16 protein-coding genes and 3 tRNA genes are annotated in these 17,894 nt (G+C 58.8%); 10 read left to right on the forward strand and 9 right to left on the reverse strand.

Annotated features, from left to right (window positions below; all coding sequences use genetic code 11):
* Positions 1–62 precede the first annotated feature (62 nt).
* Both trpS and glgX read right to left on the reverse strand, forming a co-directional pair.
* Positions 63–1,145 (reverse strand): tryptophan--tRNA ligase, encoded by a 1,083-nt coding sequence (trpS, locus tag CJ187_RS01915; protein ID WP_102216556.1) that lies wholly within the window; start codon positions 1,143–1,145, stop codon positions 63–65.
* A 30-nt stretch (positions 1,146–1,175) separates the two neighbouring features.
* Positions 1,176–3,524, reverse strand: coding sequence for a glycogen debranching protein GlgX (gene glgX / locus CJ187_RS01920; RefSeq protein ID WP_102215993.1), 2,349 nt, complete (start codon positions 3,522–3,524; stop codon positions 1,176–1,178).
* 272 nt (positions 3,525–3,796) lie between these two features.
* Here glgX and CJ187_RS01925 point away from each other — a divergent pair, with 272 nt between their 5' ends.
* From CJ187_RS01925 to CJ187_RS01950, 6 genes are all read left to right on the forward strand, one after another.
* Positions 3,797–4,585: an electron transfer flavoprotein subunit beta/FixA family protein gene (locus CJ187_RS01925; RefSeq protein WP_102215992.1), complete on the forward strand. Its 789-nt coding sequence runs from the start codon at positions 3,797–3,799 to the stop codon at positions 4,583–4,585.
* Positions 4,585–5,598 (forward strand): electron transfer flavoprotein subunit alpha/FixB family protein, encoded by a 1,014-nt coding sequence (locus CJ187_RS01930; RefSeq protein ID WP_102215991.1) that lies wholly within the window; start codon positions 4,585–4,587, stop codon positions 5,596–5,598. Before CJ187_RS01925 ends, CJ187_RS01930 begins: the two co-directional genes overlap by 1 nt.
* On the forward strand, positions 5,595–6,746 hold the full coding sequence (locus tag CJ187_RS01935; protein WP_102215990.1) for a cysteine desulfurase family protein: 1,152 nt from the start codon (positions 5,595–5,597) through the stop codon (positions 6,744–6,746). Before CJ187_RS01930 ends, CJ187_RS01935 begins: the two co-directional genes overlap by 4 nt.
* Positions 6,747–6,851: 105 nt before the next feature.
* Positions 6,852–8,051 (forward strand): tRNA 2-thiouridine(34) synthase MnmA, encoded by a 1,200-nt coding sequence (gene mnmA / locus CJ187_RS01940; protein ID WP_102215989.1) that lies wholly within the window; start codon positions 6,852–6,854, stop codon positions 8,049–8,051.
* A 51-nt stretch (positions 8,052–8,102) separates the two neighbouring features.
* Positions 8,103–8,184: transfer RNA gene (locus CJ187_RS01945), tRNA-Leu, on the forward strand.
* Between the two features lie 153 nt (positions 8,185–8,337).
* A complete protein-coding gene (locus CJ187_RS01950) occupies positions 8,338–8,817 on the forward strand; it encodes a peroxiredoxin (RefSeq protein WP_102215988.1) in 480 nt (159 codons plus the stop codon).
* Here CJ187_RS01950 and CJ187_RS01955 read toward each other — a convergent pair.
* The 3 genes from CJ187_RS01955 to CJ187_RS01965 form a co-directional block, all read right to left on the reverse strand.
* Positions 8,814–9,317, reverse strand: a complete 504-nt coding sequence (locus CJ187_RS01955; RefSeq protein WP_146003054.1) for a hypothetical protein — start codon at positions 9,315–9,317, stop codon at positions 8,814–8,816. The genes CJ187_RS01950 and CJ187_RS01955 overlap by 4 nt on opposite strands.
* Positions 9,318–9,589: 272 nt before the next feature.
* Positions 9,590–9,662, reverse strand: a tRNA-Lys gene (locus tag CJ187_RS01960).
* Positions 9,663–9,690: 28 nt separating this feature from the next.
* Positions 9,691–9,763 (reverse strand) — tRNA-Lys (locus CJ187_RS01965).
* A 278-nt stretch (positions 9,764–10,041) separates the two neighbouring features.
* On the opposite strand from CJ187_RS01965, the gene CJ187_RS01970 reads away from it, so the two are divergent.
* Complete coding sequence (locus CJ187_RS01970; protein ID WP_158237705.1) at positions 10,042–10,605, forward strand: vitamin K epoxide reductase family protein; 564 nt, start codon at positions 10,042–10,044, stop codon at positions 10,603–10,605.
* Between the two features lie 112 nt (positions 10,606–10,717).
* Here CJ187_RS01970 and CJ187_RS01975 read toward each other — a convergent pair whose 3' ends face one another.
* Entirely contained in the window at positions 10,718–11,161 is a 444-nt protein-coding gene (locus CJ187_RS01975) for an HIT family protein (protein WP_102215985.1), read from the reverse strand.
* A 207-nt stretch (positions 11,162–11,368) separates the two neighbouring features.
* On the opposite strand from CJ187_RS01975, the gene CJ187_RS01980 reads away from it, so the two are divergent.
* The gene (locus tag CJ187_RS01980; protein WP_102215984.1) at positions 11,369–11,815 is read left to right on the forward strand and encodes a Dps family protein; all 447 of its coding nucleotides are present in this window, start codon (positions 11,369–11,371) and stop codon (positions 11,813–11,815) included.
* A gap of 349 nt (positions 11,816–12,164) precedes the next feature.
* Positions 12,165–15,041: a leucine--tRNA ligase gene (leuS, locus tag CJ187_RS01985; RefSeq protein WP_102215983.1), complete on the forward strand. Its 2,877-nt coding sequence runs from the start codon at positions 12,165–12,167 to the stop codon at positions 15,039–15,041.
* 157 nt (positions 15,042–15,198) lie between these two features.
* Here leuS and CJ187_RS01990 read toward each other — a convergent pair whose 3' ends face one another.
* The gene (locus CJ187_RS01990; protein ID WP_434737333.1) at positions 15,199–15,414 is read right to left on the reverse strand and encodes a hypothetical protein; all 216 of its coding nucleotides are present in this window, start codon (positions 15,412–15,414) and stop codon (positions 15,199–15,201) included.
* A 47-nt stretch (positions 15,415–15,461) separates the two neighbouring features.
* Positions 15,462–16,523, reverse strand: a complete 1,062-nt coding sequence (locus CJ187_RS01995; protein ID WP_284667783.1) for an alpha-amylase family glycosyl hydrolase — start codon at positions 16,521–16,523, stop codon at positions 15,462–15,464.
* Positions 16,524–16,575: 52 nt separating this feature from the next.
* On the opposite strand from CJ187_RS01995, the gene CJ187_RS02000 reads away from it, so the two are divergent.
* Positions 16,576–17,379: an Fpg/Nei family DNA glycosylase gene (locus tag CJ187_RS02000; protein WP_102215981.1), complete on the forward strand. Its 804-nt coding sequence runs from the start codon at positions 16,576–16,578 to the stop codon at positions 17,377–17,379.
* On the opposite strand, the gene CJ187_RS02005 is transcribed toward CJ187_RS02000, so the two are convergent.
* On the reverse strand, positions 17,376–17,870 hold the full coding sequence (locus CJ187_RS02005; protein WP_102215980.1) for a GNAT family N-acetyltransferase: 495 nt from the start codon (positions 17,868–17,870) through the stop codon (positions 17,376–17,378). The genes CJ187_RS02000 and CJ187_RS02005 overlap by 4 nt on opposite strands.
* Between the last annotated feature and the right edge of the window lie 24 nt (positions 17,871–17,894).

Raw genomic sequence — 17,894 nt, forward strand, 5'->3', positions numbered from 1 at the left:
TCCGCTCAGCATTGCGTCATAGCGCCGGCCAGTTAGCCGACTAGTGGTGGCTCGAGCGCCGTCTAGTAGTAGCGCATGTGCATGGCTTCGCGCACGTCCGCCAGGGTCGCTTCCGCAACCTCATTGGCGCGTTCGTTGCCGGCGCGCAGAATCTCGAGTAGATAGTCCTCGTTTTGCTCTAGTTCCGCGCGTTTAGCCCGCATGGGCGCTAGGTACGTGTTGAGGTCCTCGGTCACTCGTTTCTTCAATGCACCGCCCCCGCCGTCACCGATTTGGTCGGCAATTTCGCGCGGGTCTTCACCGGACGCCATAGATGCCAGGAGCAGCAAGTTCGATACTTCTGGGCGGTTCACCGGGTCGTACGTAATATTGCGGTCCGCATCCGTTTTTGCTTTCTTGAGGCGCTTGGCAGTCTCGTCTGCACTCATGCGCAGCTCGATGGTGTTGCCACGGGATTTGGACATTTTCTCGCCGTCCAGGCCAAGCACGTGGCGCGCGTTCGACAGGAGGGCGTCGGGGCGGCGGAACACCGGCTGGTCTTCGTGCACGCGTCCGTAGCGTTTGTCGAACCGGTTGGCGATCACGCGGGTTTGCTCTACGTGTGGCAGCTGGTCTTGCCCCACGGGCACGAGGTTCGCGCGGCAGAACAGGATGTCGGCCGCCTGGTGCACGGGGTAGGTGAGGAGCAGGCCGCTCATGGCGCGCCCACCACTGGCTTCCAGCTCGGATTTAACAGTGGGGTTGCGGTGCAGTTCCGCTTCTGTAACGACAGAGAGGAATGGGAGCATCAGCTGGTTCAGTGCCGGCACCGCGGAGTGCGTGAAGATCACGGTTTTCTCTGGGTCCATCCCCGCGGCTAAATAGTCGGTGAGTAGCGACAGGACGCGCTCCCGCAGCGGCCCCACGCCGTCGCGGTCGGTGATTACCTGATAGTCGGCGATCAGCTGCCACAGTTCAATTCCCCGGTTTTGCAGTGTAACGCGCGACTGGATGGTGCCGAAGTAGTGCCCGAGGTGCAGGTGTCCGGTGGGTCGGTCACCCGTGAGAATCCGAAACCGCGACGGGTCTTTATCGATCTCACGTTCAATCTCTTGTGACCGTGCGATCGCCCGTTCTACGGTGGCGGACTGAGAAGATGCTTGCATACCGTTGTTACTCACGCCCTCCAGCCTACCTTATGGGCGTTCGGTTAAATACAGCTGCAGGGACTGCGGTTCCATGTGGATCGTCGTGCCCGGTTCCACGATGTCGCAGTACTGGTGGTTGGACGCGTCGGGCAACCCGCCGCCCTCAGAAGGGTTGACCCAAGACGAGTCGAACACCAGGCGGTAATTAATTCCCCGGCCTTTGCGCAAGTTCACGGTGGCCGTGTTGAGGGTCGCGTTGAACACAACTAGTAGGTCGCAGTCATTCCACGGTTTTCCCGAACGCGAGAACTGCAGTACCCGGTGCGCGGGGTCGTGCCACTCGTGGGGATGCAAGCGGTGGTTGTCAGCGGTGCGCCACGACAGATCTTCGAGTTCATCACCGGGTTGTCTGCTCCCACTGGCGAACGCGTTCGGGCGCATCACGGGGTGGTTGCGGCGCAGTGCAATCAGGTAGCGCACGGTGTCGAACAGGTCGCGTTGCCACGTGTCTAAATCCCAGTTGATCCACGAAATGGGGGAGTCTTGACAGTACGCATTGTTGTTTCCGTTTTGGGTGCGGCCAATCTCGTCGCCGGCCACAATCATGGGGGTACCAACGGAAAACAGGAGGGTTGCGAGCAGGTTGCGGATGGACCTCTCCCGCGGGTAGAAAACAGCGTCGAGCATCGGGTCGTGCCGGTAGCTGGCTTGCGTGTTTTCAGATTTACCGGCCCTTGGGTGGCCTTCTAACCCGTGGTTCCAAGACAGGTTCCGGCTGGTGCCGTCTTGATTATTCTCCCCGTTCGCGTAGTTGTTTTTGTGGTTAAATGCCGTCAGGTCGGCGAGCGTGAAGCCGTCGTGCGCGGTGATGAAGTTCAGTGATGACCTTGAGGGACGCGGGTGTCCATTGGTTTCGCCAAACAGGTCCGCGGACCCAGAAATGCGGGTGGCGATATCATTTGGCCCCTGGGTGTCTTCGCCGCGTTCTAAGTTCGCGAAGTCAGCGAGCCAGAATCCGCGGATGGTGTCGCGGTACCGGTCGTTCCATTCGCTCCACGGCAGGGGGAAGTTACCGGTTTGCCACCCTCCGGGGCCGATGTCCCACGGTTCTGCGATCAGTTTTTTGGTTTTCAACAGTGGGTCTGCGGCTAGGGCCATGAAGAAGGGGTGGCGGGGCGTGTACCCGTCGGCGTAGCGACCCAGCGTGCCGGCGAGGTCGAATCGGAACCCGTCCACTCCCATTTCGCCCGCCCAGTACCTCAGGGAATCGAGGGTCATTTCGAGTACGCGCGCTTCGTCGAAGTTAACGGTGTTGCCACACCCGGTGTCGTCAATGCCGACTACGGGGCGGTTTTGGGTGTGCCGGTAGTAAGTGCTTTGGCTGAAGCCGCGCCAGCTGAGCATAGGGCCGGTTAGCCCACCTTCGCACGTGTGGTTGTACACGACGTCGAGGAGCACTTCGATTCCCGCTTCGTGCAGCAGCGACACCATGCCTTTGAATTCTTCGGCCACGGCGCCAGCCCCGTTTGCGCGCGCCCCCGGGCTTGCGAGGGAGGGTTCTGGAGTGAAGAACGACAGCGTGGAGTACCCCCAGTAGTTCGTCATACCTTTTTGCTGCAAGAAAGGTTCGTCCCACTTCGCGTGTACCGGCAGTAGTTCCACCGCCGTGACCCCTAGGGATTTGAGGTGCGAAATCGCTTGAGGGTGCGCCAACCCCGCGTACGAACCCCGCAGTGCCGCGGGCACCCCCGGCATGTTCTTAGTGAAACCCTTCACGTGCAGTTCGTAAACGACGGTTTCATCCCAGCTGGTGCCCGGACCCGCGGTGACTTCAAACGTGTCTTTTACCACCACGGACCGGCCCTGGTATGGAGCCGAATCCTCAAGATCTGGCTGCAGCGGCCCAGGGAGGGGAGTGAACTGCGAATCCACCCGGTGGGCGTACAGAGCCGGGTGAAGCTGCACTTCGCGTTCTAAACCGCGCCCGTACGGGTCCAGCAGAAGCTTGTGCGGATTGTAAACCAGCCCGCCATCGGGATCCCACGGGCCACTCACCCGATACCCGTATTGAGTGCCGCCGCCGACACCGCTCTTATGCGCACTCCACAAGCCTCCTTCGTGCGGATGCATGCGGTAGCGCACCTCGGTTTCTTGCGCGCGGCCACCTGGTGCCTGGGCAATACCGCCTGCAAAGTCGGCGTCGCTACCCGCAGCTTGCGAATCGTCAGAGGAGAAAATGCACAGTTCCACCGCGGTCGCACCCGGCGCGGCAACCACGAAATCCACCCCTCCGTCGCGCAAAAAGGCGCCCTGCTGCGTGGAGTCGATTGCCGGGGGAAGGGTTGCGCGTGCACACTCCCAACTATCAGTGGGGCAGTGGTGATCCTGAGAACTCATTTACTCCATCTCTTAGTGGCTAAAACTCGTACTGGCTAAAACTCATAGTGGTTAAAGCTCTTAGTGGTTAAGATAACTAACCGCCCGCGCCAGGTATGCTCGGACCGCTCGTATCAATACGCATGTGTTACTACAACGGGCCGATAATACTCGATTCTGCCTCAAAGTGTGAAAAAAATACCACTTAACCATGTTGGTGGGTGAGGCGGGCACGTGCAAACGGGTGATACGCGCAATAACACGTTAGCCGAATATGTGGCACTGTAGAGAGTATGAGAATTCTTGTATGCATTAAACACGTGCCCGACGCGCAGTCGGACCGTCGAATCGAGGAAGGCCGGTTGGTCCGTGGGGAAGATGACACCCTCAACGAACTCGACGAAAATGCCTTGGAAGCCGCCGTACAGCTCGTAGAGGAGCGCGGTGGGGAAGTAATCGCACTCAGCATGGGGCCTGAAGATGCCGAAGAGTCCGCGCGTTTCGCACTGCAAAAAGGAGCGGACCGCGCCGTGCTGGTAACTGACGAGCGGCTCGCGGGCACGGACGTGGTGGGTACCGCCCACGTGCTCGCCGCTGCATACCAGCAGCTCAGTGCGGAAGGGTCGATTGACCTCGTGTTAACCGGCATGTCCTCGCTCGACGGCATGACGTCCCTGCTGCCCGCCGCGTTGGCCACCCTCATTGAAAAACCGTATCTGAGCCTAGCCCATGAACTGTCGGTGGCAGACGAACGGGTCCACATCCGCCGGTCCGCAGACGGGTACGACGACGAACTCAGTGCCGCACTACCCGCAGTCGTGTCGGTAACCGACCAGGTGAACGAACCGCGCTACCCGAACTTCCGCGCCATGCGCGCCGCCCGGAAGAAACCGCTGGACCACTGGAACCTAGATGACCTGGCGAACTTCACCGCGTTCGACACCGTGGGTGGCGGCGGAGCGTCCGTCCAACTCCTAGAGTCTGAACAGGCACCCGCCCGTGTCGGCGGGGATGTCGTAGAGGACACCGGTGGTAATGGGGCCGAGCTGCTCACCGATTTCATCGTGGAGGTAATGAAGTAATGCCCGCTCAACTACTTGAAAACCACTCAGAAAAACTCGACGCACCGGTACTGGTGTTGACCGACCACTCGGGCAACGCCGAACAGGGATACGTCTTGAGTGAAGCGTCAAAACAGATACTCACGTTGGCACACGCGGTAACTAACCAGGCGGTGGACGCCGTAGCGCTCAACGACTCGCCCGACACCCAGGCGCTGACCGAATTTGGGGTCCGCACCGTGTACGCGGCGAACCTAACTTCCTCATCCGCACGCGTCGGTGCCGCAGTGGTGGACGCGGCACTGGCAGCGTTTAAGGCAGACGCGTACGGGTTGATCCTCAACGTCGCGAACTACCGGGGGCGCGAAGTGGCCGCGGGGCTGGCGGTTAAACTGCACACCGGCGTGGCGGCGGACGTAACTGAATGCGTCGTTCAAGACGGCAAAGTGGTCGCTGCCAAACCCGTATTAGCCGGGGCGTGGAACAGTATTTTTGAGGTCCGTGGCACCGCCCCAGTGGTTTCCGTGCGCCCGTCCTCAGTGGAAGCGAAACCACAACCGGCACCCGCCGCCACGAACGTGGAGCCGCTGGACGTCACCTACTCTGACAGTGCCCGCGCCGTGTCCGTCGACCAGTCCGTCCCAGAAGCCAGCTCGGGGAACGTGCCCTTGACAGAAGCGGACGTGGTGGTCGTCGGCGGCCGCGGCGTGGAAGGGGACTTCACTGCCGCTCAAGAGCTCGCGGACCTACTTGGAGGGGCAGTTGGGGCAACCCGCGTGGCCTGCGATGAAGAGTGGATTGACCGCACGGCACAAGTGGGGCAAACCGGGGTTTCCATCGCTCCGAAACTGTACATCGGACTGGGCGTGTCGGGAGCGATCCACCACGTGACCGGTATCCAAGCGGCCGAGAAAATCGTGGCGATTTGCGATGATCCCGACGCCCCGATTTTCGAAATCGCTGACTTGGGAATCGTGGGAACTGTACAAGAGGTAGTGCCCGACCTAATTGAGCGGCTGCGGAAACGCTTGTGACGTACTTGGATAACGCGGCCACCACGCCGCTGCGCCCGCAGGCGCGGGATCGGTGGCTGGAAGTGCAAGATTGGCTCCAAACCCACCCGGGGAACCCAAACGCGTTGCATTCCGGTGGGCGCGCAGCCCGGCGCCTATTAGAGGATGCCCGTGAGGCCGTGGCCTACCACCTGGGAGTAGAACGCCCCGAGGTGGTGTTCACCTCCGGTGCTACGGAATCTAACGCTCTCGCGATCGCGGGTGGGTTCCGCGCGATGAAAACGCGAACTGGGAGGAACCTGGTGCAAGTGTGCGCTGCGGACCACCCGTCTACGCGCAATCAACGCGGCGTAGTGGAACGCGAAGGCGGCCAGTGGCAAGTGCTTGACATAGACCGGGACACGCGCTTGCTCACTGACCAGGTGCAGTCAAACGCAGCCGTAATATCGGTGGCTTCGGTGTGCTCAGAAACGGGTGCGATCCAACCGATGGAGCAAATCAATCAGGCGCGAGGTGGAGGCGCCGAGCGTCCCCTGTTGCACGTCGACGCCTCCCAAGCGATCCACACCGAGGCGATTGATGTGCGCGAACGCGACTGGGACCTGGTCACCGTGGCGGGCCACAAGGTCGGTGCCCCCGTGGGAGTCGGCGCCCTCGTGGTTCGCCGCGGTGTAAAGATATTGACCGACCGGCCCGGCGGAGACCAAGAGAACAAAGTGCGTTCCGGCACCCAGGACGTCGCGGGGGCGTGCGCGCTCGCGGCGGCGCTCGAAGCGGTTGCGCAAGAGCGGGACGCGTTGGTGCAGCGGTGTAAGAGATTTAAGGAACAGATCATTGCGCAGCTCCCACCGGGTGTGCGGCCAACGCTTGCCACAGGCCCGGTTGCACCCACGATCTTGCACCTATCTGTACCCACTGCGCATCCGGAAGCAGTGCTGCTTGGGTTAGATCGCGTGGGCATTATGGCGTCCGCGGGTTCGGCATGTCACGCGGGTGTGACCCGTCCCTCTGAGGTATTGCTCGCAGCTGGCCGCTGTGAACGAGAAGCATTAGGGGTACTTCGGGTATCGTTTGGTCCGTTGACGACAATGGTGGACGTGGAAGCACTCTCGGCGGCTTTGCCCGAAGTGATTGCCACGGCCCAGCAGTTAGATGCGTTGGATCACTAATGGTCGGCGCATTAGAACTAATGGTTGGCGCATTAGATAGGTAAACGATAGCTGGAGCGCTAGACGATAGAAGGATCGCTAAAAGATGGAGGAGGTCGCGTACGTATGCGCGTGTTAGCAGCATTATCAGGTGGGGTAGATTCAGCTGTGGCGGCAGCACGCGCAGTAGATGCCGGCCACGAGGTCACTGCCGTTCACATGGCCCTGTCGTCGAACCCGCAGTCTTGCCGCGTGGGCGCGCGCGGATGCTGTTCTTTAGAGGATTCAGTGGATGCGGCGCGGGCTGCTGAGGTACTGGGGATTCCCTATTACGTGTGGGATTTAGCGGAGGAGTTCGAACAAACAGTTGTGGAGGACTTTGTCGAACAGTACCGCATGGGCCGCACCCCGAACCCGTGTGTGCGGTGCAACGAGTTCGTGAAGTTCCGCGAACTGGCCATACGGGCAAAAGCGCTTGGTTTTGACGCGGTATGCACCGGCCATTACGCGCGGATTGAGAACCACAATGGGTACCAGCTGTTGCGCGCCAGGGATTTGGATAAAGACCAAAGCTACGTGCTTGCGGTTATGGGGTCTGAAGAGCTTGCCCGCGTTATCCTCCCCCTTGGGGACGTGGGGTCGAAAGATGAGGTTCGGGCTGAAGCGGCGGAACGCGGTTTAGGGGTCTCACAAAAACCCGACTCGTACGACATCTGCTTTATTCCCGATGGGGACACGCAGGGTTTCTTGCGGGCCAAACTGGGTGAATCCTCCGGTGACATCGTGGATGTCGAAGGTAACGTTTTGGGCCAGCACCGCGGGTACTTCGAGTACACGGTGGGCCAGCGCAAGGGGTTGGGCATCGACCGACCCGCTGCCGATGGGAAACCGCGCTACGTGCTCGAAACCCACCCGCAAAGCAACCAGGTGGTCGTGGGCCCGTCCACCCTGTTGTCTGTAAACGACATTGAGGCGGGTGAGCTCGTGTGGCTCGCCGCTGACGACGCGGGCGACGTGCGTACCCTCGAACCACACGCGATGGGTACCGATGGGGACGAGGCACTATACGCGCAGATGCGGGCACACGGTAAACCACAGTTGATTGAGGAACTCACCGTAACTGATGGGCCCTTGGCAGGCGGGACGGCAAGTGCCTCAGGCATAGAAAAAACGCGGCAAGCCAACCGAAACGAAACCGGGGGCGGAAACGTGCGAATTAAACTCAGCGAAACGGTGCGCGGTATCGCAGCGGGGCAGTCCCTGGTGATCTACCGGGGGAATCGGATATTGGCGCATTCCGTGATCAACACCGCTTCGCGCAGCTAAGTTAAGATTTGCGTTCCGTAGGTGCAGTTACGCTAAACTGGTTGAGCCTAAGCGCGAGTGGCGGAATTGGTAGACGCGCTAGATTTAGGTTCTAGTGCCTTCGGGCGTAGGGGTTCAAGTCCCCTCTTGCGCACACTTAAAACCCCGGTTTAACCGGGGTTTTTCTTGTGTCGGTTTAAATTAGGTACCGGACGCTTATTGGGTTATGGCCGGCATGAGGGGATAGAGCCGGTTGCCCACTACTCATAAAAATCGCAATCTCACTTGAGTGTGAGACAATCGAAGCATGAGTAAGGTAGAACTAACTGAGGGGCAAGACGCCCCAGATTTCAAACTAGAATCCACCGAAGGAACAGTAGAACTATCCACCGCGGTAGCGAACGCGCAAAACGGCGTTGTCGTCTACTTCTACCCGAAAGCATCCACCCCGGGGTGTACAACGGAAGCCTGCGACTTCAGAGACTCATTACAATCCCTGAAATCCGCAGGCTTCACCGTGATTGCCATTAGTTCCGACAAGATGCCGGCCTTAGAAAAGTTTAAGACCAAACAGTCGCTGAACTTCCCGCTCGCATCCGACCCCGATAAGCGCGTGCAAACCGAATGGGGGACGTGGGGAGAGAAAAAGAACTTCGGCAAACTTATTAAAGGACCGATCCGGTCAACGTTCGTGGTTGGTAAAGACGGTAAGATCCAGTACGCCCGTTACGGGGTGCGCGCCAAAGGGCACGTGGCCCGCCTGCGCAAGGATCTCGGAATCGACTAGCGCAACCGGCGGGCGTAACGCTCCGCCGCACCTACCACGGTATTCAGTTCTTTTCCGTCTCGCATCCAGTCGGCCGGCGTGACGTTATCCAGATCCGTGTTTGGAGTTACGAACCAGTGCCCGTTTTCAACGCTAGAGGCCACATCGTAGATGCGTCCCAGCACCTGAGCCATACCGGACACGATTTGGTGGTCGTCCGTTAACTGCCACACGGGGTACTTCCACGAACGCGTCCCCATGCGCACCCCCAGCAGACGGTACTCCTTGAGGGCTTTGTTGATTGCTTGGCGCGATATCCCCAGCCAGTCCACCAGGTCCGCGGTGCCACACGTGGGGCCTACCATGCTGTCTAACGTTGGGCGGGTGTTCACGATGGAGCCGACCATGCGAGCGGCTTCGTCAATCGTTTCTTTTGGGATAGCCTCCGTGCGCGCGCGCTGTGTGAGTACCTTACCGATCGAATCCAATAGGTTCTCTTCACTAGGATGGAGATCTCTCACTCGAAACTACCTTTCAAGCACCAGCAGTGCGGTATTCGTATGTGGCTACTGTGTAAAAGCTCCAGCGAGCCTGGCGTTCCAGGCTACCAGCCGGTTCAGCATACGCTTATTTTTGCAGGTGAAGCGCGTTTTTGCTAATCCGCTGCTTGCTATTATTAGCTGCTTCCAACGCCTACAGTGAAGGCAATGAAACCATTAGCTTGGATTATAGAAGGGGTTAACTGATAGCCACCGGGAGTCATAAAACGGGAACCAGTGATGTGTGATGGGGGTGCGCCATGAGGGAATCGAACCCCCAACCCACTGGTTAAGAGCCAGTTGCTCTGCCGATTGAGCTAATGGCGCGTACCAAGCAAGATTAGTGCCTGGTCGGTGCGCCATGAGGGAATCGAACCCCCAACCCACTGGTTAAGAGCCAGTTGCTCTGCCGATTGAGCTAATGGCGCGTCCGTAGAAATATCTTACTCACCGGCGTGGATAAACTACAAATCACTTTTGTGAGTTTTGGGGCACATTATTGCCCCGAGGTGGCAGCGGCACATCGAGTGCGTTGGCGTAAACTTGAGTGGTGGGCCGCGCGGATTGCGTATGCACGCCGAGCCGCATAAAGCTTACTTCTTGAACCGGAAGGAACAATTGCGACTCGTATTTGGACAGTTACGAACGAGTGGGTAGATACAAACCAGTGGGGAGTGCCGTGTTGAAATACCTTGAGGGAAACTCGGTGGCGTCACTAACGCGGCCCCAGCAGATTGTGGTGCTGGTGGCAGGGCTGGTGGGTGCGTTCGCAAGCGTGGCGCTCCTGCAGTCAGAGTTGGGGGTGCTTTCGGCACCCGAGCAGCGGCTGGGGTGCGATATTAACTCGTTAGTTACCTGCGCTAAATCGCTTGGGTCCGCCCAGGGGCACGTGCTAGGCGTTCCGAACTCCGTGCTGGGCATCATCGCGTTCACAGCGCTTAGTGTAATCGCGCTGCTGGAACTGCTGGGCACGCAAATACCGCGAATCGTCGGGTTGGGAGTTGCCCTTGGGTGCGCGGCTGGGTTCGGGGCAATCGGATGGTTCATCTACGTGTCGGTGGTGCAACTCGGGGTGCTATGCCCCTACTGCATGGTTACCTGGTCGGCTGCAATCTGGGTCGGATGCATTTGGGTACCGCGTGCTTTTGAACCGAATCCGAATGCGCGTTTGCTGCGCGGATACTGGTGGCTCACGGGGATTGCGCTCCATCTCGTGGTAATCCTCGTATTGGTGTTAACCATGATGGATAAAATTCAGGCACTACTGTGATCCCTCACAATAGTGCCCGATTCTGCGTCGTAGCTGTAACTACGGTTCCCTATGAGCTTGCGTTCAAGAAGGTCTGCAGTTTGACGATTCTGCCTGTTAGCAGTCCTGCCGGTTAGTCCAGTTCTGGCGAATCAATTACGATCGGTACGTTGTCCTCATGTCCCATTTCTTTGAGCTGGGCTCGTAGTGCGGATGTGGACGCTTCGAGTTTGCGTTCAGAAATCTTGCGGGCTTTCGACAGGTCCAGGTCGGCCTCGCAGGTGAGGGGGATGACGTGCATGTGCACGTGCGGGACCTCAAAGCCGGCAATTGTTAGGCCAGCGCGGTCACATTCGAAGGTCTTTGTTTGTGCCTGGCCGATTAGCTGCGCTACCTTAGCAAGGTGGGCTAGTTCGTCCGTGGGCATCTGTGTCCACGCGGAGTATGCTTTGCGCGGTACGACGAGCATGTGCCCGGGGTTAATTGGCTCGTGGGTTGCGAATACGACGCACAAATCGTCGGCGTAAGCGAACTTGGCGGGTAGGTTTCCGGCGATGATTTCTTCAAAAACAGTCATGCAGTTAGTGTCTCATTTTTTTCTTTCGCCATTAGGGGACTTAGGGCGGCACCTGTGGATACAACCTGCCCGTGATGATAGTCTGGAAGAGTTATAGGGCTTTGAGATACAAAAGCGATCGCAGCTAAATAGTGCATGTAATAACCAAATTGTTTAGGGAGCGGTCGGTTTTGCCCTCGCAAGTCGATCTCAATAAAGGAGGAGATTATGGCGAAGTTTGACGCAGTAGTTGAAGAATCACTACAGCAAACACTGGTAGACCTGATCGAGCTGGAGCTACAGGCAAAGCAGGCTCACTGGAACATTAAGGGCGCACGCTTCCGCGCGTTGCACCTGGCGTTGGATGAGGTTGTTTCTCTAGTCCGCACCGACCTGGATGAGGTTGCTGAGCGCCTCGCGACAATTGGTGGCAACCCCGATGGCCGCTCCGCTACGGTATCGAAGACCACGTCTTTGGATGAGATTGAAAACGGTGACCTCTCCGTAGACAAGACCTACCAGCTGATGGCAGAGAAGGTACAGGCTGTGTGCGATAAGGTTCGGGAGAACCTGGGGGCTGCCGACGACGCCGATCCGATTACCGGTGACCTACTGATCAGCGTTGTTTCTGGTTTGGAACAGCAGGCCTGGTTCCTGCGTGCGGCCACCGAATAATCGGTGCAACGCTGCATCTAGCTCGATGATTCTTAGCATAGAGATTTAGGTTCTTAGCAAAAGAACCTATTCACACGAAATCTAGCTAGGAGTTCGCTAGAAGTTACAAAGACAGGTAGGGTCCGCTCAAGCGGACCCTACCTGTCTTTATTATCATCCGGCTCCGCATAGCTGCTTCTTTTCGGTCTCACGTTTTACTTTGGGATTCAAATGCGCCTCGGGGTTAGGCGCTGGCGCAACCCCCCGATCCGAGGGCGGTACCCGGGCGAACCTGCACATGTGGACAGGTATGATGTGGCGGGCGCATTGCGGTAGTCTGAGAGGCGTTAATGACCGAGAAGAGGAGAACATGAGCGAAGCTACGGACACTACTCCCCATCGTTACGACCAGCATTTGGCGGGGGAGATTGAGCAGCGGTGGCAAGACCAGTGGAAACGTTCAGGAGCGTTCTACGCGGATAACCCCGTGGGTGACCTAGCTGGCTCGCTGGCAAGTAAGAAACCGTACTACCTGCTTGACATGTTCCCATTCCCGTCCGGCGCTGGCCTGCACGTTGGGCACCCTCTGGGGTATATCGCCACGGACACGATGGCGCGCTACCACCGGATGAAAGGTGAGAACGTGCTGTACACCATGGGGTTTGACGCGTTTGGTTTACCCGCGGAGCAGTACGCGATCTCCACCGGCCAGCACCCGCGCATAACTACGGATCAGAACGTGGCGAACATGCGTCGCCAGCTGCGCCGCATTGGGCTTTCGCACGATTCGCGCCGGTCGTTCCAGACCACGGATTCGGACTACGTGAAGTGGACGCAGTGGATTTTCCTCAAAATCTACAACTCTTTCTACGACGAGAACGCGGTTGCGCCCGACGGTTCCCAGGGCGCGGCCCGGCCGATTACACAGTTGCGTGACGAGTTCGCCTCCGGTGCCCGCGAAACCGGTGGAAAACCTTGGGATCAGATGGATGAGGGGGAGCGCGGGGAACTGCTCGACCAGTACCGCTTGGCGTACGTGGCAGAAGCGCCCGTCAACTGGTGTCCGGGTTTAGGTACGGTGCTTGCAGATGAGGAAGTTACTAACGAAGGCCGATCTGAACGCGGTAACTACCCGGTTTTCAAATCTCGGTTGCGCCAGTGGATGATGCGCATAACCGCGTATGCTTCCAGGCTGGCGGATGATCTGGAGACCGTGGATTGGCCACATAAGGTGGTTGCCCAGCAGCGGAACTGGATTGGTCGCTCTCACGGCGCGTACGTGCACTTTGCGGTCGCTCCGGGGCAGGGGAGTGCGCTGGAGCAGTTGGAAGTGTTTACCACGCGCCCGGACACGCTGTTTGGCGCCACATTCATGGTGGTTGCCCCCGAACACCCGCTTGTTGGTACCGATTCGGTTACCGTGCCAGATTCTTGGCCTGAGGGCACGCGGGCAGCCTGGACGGGTGGTTACGCTAGCCCGCGTGAAGCGGTGCAGAGTTACCGCGATTGGGCGGCTGCGCGTACGGAAGAGGAACGCACTGCAGATGGTGGGCAGAAAACCGGGGTGTTCACCGGGGTGTTTGGGACGAACCCGGTGAATGGGAAGCAGATCCCAGTTTTCATTGCCGACTATGTCCTAATGGGGTACGGCACCGGAGCGATCATGGCGGTGCCAGCTCATGACGAACGTGACTACGAATTTGCGAAGCAGTTCGATCTGGATATTGTCATCACGATTCAGCCTGGACCGGACCATGAGGAAGGCGCGTGGACGGGCGATGGGCAGATCGTGAACTCTGCCAATGACGCGATTAACCTCAATGGTTTAGATAAGGCGCATGCGATCGAGAAGGTGACGAAGTGGCTGGATCGCGCCGGAGTGGGCCGCGCCGCTACAACGTTCCGGTTGCGTGACTGGTTGTTCTCGCGCCAGCGGTACTGGGGGGAGCCGTTCCCAGTGGTTTACGACGAGCAGGGGCGGGCGCATGCTTTACCACAGTCGCATTTACCAGTTACTTTGCCGGAGGTAGATGACTTCCGTCCGCGCACATTCGACCCGGATGATGCGAACTCTTCGCCCGAAGCGTCGCTCGGCCGGGCACGCGACTGGGTGGAGGTGGAGCTGGACCTCGGGGACGGATTAAAAACCTACCGCCGGGATACGAATACAATGCCGAACTGGGCGGGGTCCTGCTGGTACGAACTGCGGTACGCAGATCCTCATAATGAAGAAATGCTGATTGATCCGCAAAACGAGCAGTACTGGATGGGGCCGCGCCGCGACGGGGAATCTGGTGGTACGGACCTGTACGTTGGGGGTGTGGAGCATGCGGTGCTGCACTTACTGTACGCGCGGTTCTGGCATAAGGTACTGTTCGACCTCGGCTATGTGTCTTCTTCAGAGCCGTTCCACAAGCTCTTCAACCAGGGGTACGTGCAGGGCTACGCGTTCACAGATGCGCGCGGTCAGTACGTGCCCGCCGCTGAGGTTGAGGGGGATGAGCAAACCGGCTGGACGTACCGGGGCGAGCCCGTTGAGCGTGAATACGGGAAGATTGGTAAGTCCCTCAAGAACGTGATTAGCCCAGACGAGATTTGTGACGAGTACGGGGCGGACACGTTCCGACTGTACGAAATGTCGATGGGGCCGCTGGAGATCTCTCGGCCTTGGGATACGCGGGCGGTAGTTGGGTCATACCGATTCTTGCAACGCTTGTGGCGCAACGCGATAGATGAGAAAACTGGTGCGCTTACCGTGTCCGAAGAGCCAGCAGACCTGAAAACGCGCAAACTGGTGGCTCGCACTATTCACGAGGTCACGGACGAGTACGAGCACATGCGTTTGAACACGGCGGCGGCCCGCATGATCGTGTTGAATAACCACCTGACCGGGTTGAAGCAGGTGCCGCGTGAGGCGATGGAACCACTCATTTTGATGGTTGCGCCGCTGGCTCCGCACATTGCGGAGGAACTATGGCAGCGGCTTGGGCACACGCAGTCACTCACGCGCGAACCCTTCCCAGTTGTTACAGACGAGTCACTGCTGGAAGAGGACGCGGTCACGTGCGTGGTGCAGATATCTGGTAAAGTTCGGGCGCGGCTGGAAGTGAAACCTTCTATTGATGAGGATGAGCTAAAACAACTGGCGCTCGAAACTGAGGCAGCTCAAAAAGCGCTGGGTGGGCGGGAGCCACTGAAAGTGATTGTGCGGGCTCCGAAACTGGTCAGCATCGTCCTTCCTAAGTAGCGGCCCGGGCATTGGCGCGTCGCGCTTGCCTGGGCGCGCTTACGGTGGTTGCCTGGGCGCGTTTACAGTGGTTGCCTGGGCGCGCTTACGCATGCGACAGCAAGGCATCGCCGTTGCACTGCTGTCGCATGCCCACGCAAGGCCCCGCCCGGGGCGGTTACGGGATTTGTGGGTATCCGATGGCTGCGTGGTGCAGACCGTCTTCGCTGGGGGACAGCAGCCATTGCCGGATTCCGCTCAGCATCTCGTGGTCTACCGGAACCGGGGTGCTAGCAGTATTTAACATCACTGTTAGTGCCTGCCCGTTAGCACCCTTACTGCAGTAGCGGATCTGTTCGTTATCGAGGTACTCCACGTGCGTGCGCGCGGTCATTAACCACGGGTGCTGCGCCCGTAATGCAACGAGTTCCTTGTATGCCCTCAGAATTCTTTCTCGCGCGCATTCCAAGCCGCGTTCTTAAGCGAATCGGGAAGTGGGGGACGGATTGCGTCGTCCCCGCCGAGGCGCTCTTCTTTTACACCACCCCAACCGAACTCGTCGCCGTAGTAGATTGATGGGATTCCGCCTACCGTGAAAAGAATCACCGCGGCGGTAAGAGCCTGCGCATCTCCGTGAACTTGCGACACGATCCGGGTGACGTCGTGGTTAGACACAAATGTTTGCGGCACAAACGTGTCTAGGAACTCGTTGTGCCGGCGCAGCGTCCAATCCAGTTCGAAGAAGTTCCGTTCGCGCACACTAGACCACGTTGCTTTCCACAGTTCGTATTCCGTGAGGGAATCCCACCCGGATGCCCGCACCAGCGCGGGGTAGTCGCCGTGAATAACTTCGCCGCAAAACCACGCGTTTGGAAACTGTTCGCGAACAGGTGGAAGGATCTGGGTCCACGTTGCCGGGTCGAGCGCGTATGCGGCATCTAACCGCCAGCCGTCTGCCCCGGCTTCTAACCAGTACCTCATTACCCGCTGAATATAGGTGAGCACCCCCGAGTGCTCATGGTTCAACGCGGCGAGCCCAGTGTGTCCCTCAAACGTGTCGTACTGCGGAAGGGAACCGGCGGACCACCCCTGCCAGTTGACGCGAAAGAAATCCGCGTACTCACTGCGCGGCCCGTTTTGCGCAAGATCCAGCAAGTATGGATGGCGCGATCCCACGTGGTTGAACACGCCGTCTAACACTACTTTCAACCCCTTCGCGTGGGCAGCATGAACTAGGGTGTCGAAATCATCACGCGTTCCCAGGCGGGGGTCAATCGTGTAGTGATCGACCGTGTCATACCCGTGCGAGTACGAATCGAAAATCGGGCCCAATAGGATTCCCGTTGCTCCCAAGTTCGCGGCGTGATCGCACCAGGGAACCAAGTCCGCGAGGGTGTGGCGCGGAGGGGAATCCGGTTGCTTACCGTCCAACTTCGCGTTCACCGACGGGGCTCCTAAAGCACCCAGGGGGAAAACCTGCCACAATACTTCGCTGCGTTCCATGCTTCCATTGTCGCATTTTCAATGGGACACAGCCGATGGTAAGAATAGGGGTATGCCAGAAGGACACGTTCTCCACCGCCTTGCGCAGCGGTTTAACACCGATTTCACGGGGTGCGCACTCCAGATATCGTCCCCGCAAGGGCGGTTCGAATCCGCGGCTAAACAGCTGACGGGCCAGGCACTGACGGGGGCTTTTGCGCATGGAAAGCACCTGTTCCTCCAGTTTGGCCAGCGCTACATCCACATTCACTTGGGATTGTATGGCAAGTGGGGCTTTGAATCGTTTGAGGGGCAGGTACCCGCCGCTGTCGGCCAAGTACGCCTGCAAATCATCCGCTCCGGGGAGGTTGCGAACTTGCGCGGGCCAAATCGGTGTGAACTGGTAGAACGCGCCGAAGTGGAGGAAATACTGGCCAGGTTAGGGCCAGATCCGCTGCATCAAAGCGACGACTCGTGTGCGAGGTTTTGTGCGAATATTCGTCGCTCTTCGCGTGCAATTGGGGAACTGGTGATGGACCAGTCGGTGGTGGCCGGGCCCGGGAATATCTACCGCGCTGAAGCACTGTTCCGAGTGGGGATCTCTCCGTTCCGCGCTGGAAGTCGCACGGGTGAGCGTCGCCTCATGCGACTGTGGGACGACCTGGTGGAGCTGATGAGCGCGGGGGTGGACACGGGCATAATCACAACTGTTTCACCCACCGACCGGCCTGATCCAGCTTTGGAGCACGATCCGGAAGCCTCCCGGTTTTACGTGTATCACCGCACCGGCCGGCCCTGCCTGGTGTGCGGAACCCCAGTTAAGGAAAAGCGTGTGGCAGGGCGGCGCCTGTTCTGGTGCAGCCGATGCCAACGCTAGGACAGCGCTTCGAACCCGAGGTAGTCGTACAGCTGCGCTGCGCGCGTATACGCCTTGTTGAACCGCATTCCGATTGATGAGTACCCCAGGTCTCCGGCCCGGCTAGCGACCTCCCCAATTAGCGCAGTGGCGATCCCTTTTGACTGCACTTTGGGGTTGACAACTAGATCCACGATGAACGGTTCATCCTTCGGGAGGTCATCCCACGGGGGATCCACCGTGGTTAAAATTGCGCCTACGAGTTCGCCGTCTTGCCACGCACCGACAAAGAGGTTGTCTAGAACGCGTCCAAACGCACCGGAGAACGTCATGCGGAGCTCTTCAACGGCTTCCACTAGGTTTTCTGCTGTTTCGTCCGTGCCGTAGGCCACCAGGGTTAGCGAGGCGATTGCAGGAATGTCGAACCGGGTGAGTGTCGCAAGCTCTACCCCCGCCGGTTTTGACAATCCCGATAAGGCCTCCAGTTGGGCTTTTAATGTGAGTTGTGACATACCTCTACTTTATGCCCTTATATG

Origin of the sequence: Gleimia hominis (genome assembly GCF_002871945.2) — a bacterium.
Classification (GTDB): domain Bacteria; phylum Actinomycetota; class Actinomycetes; order Actinomycetales; family Actinomycetaceae; genus Gleimia; species Gleimia hominis_A.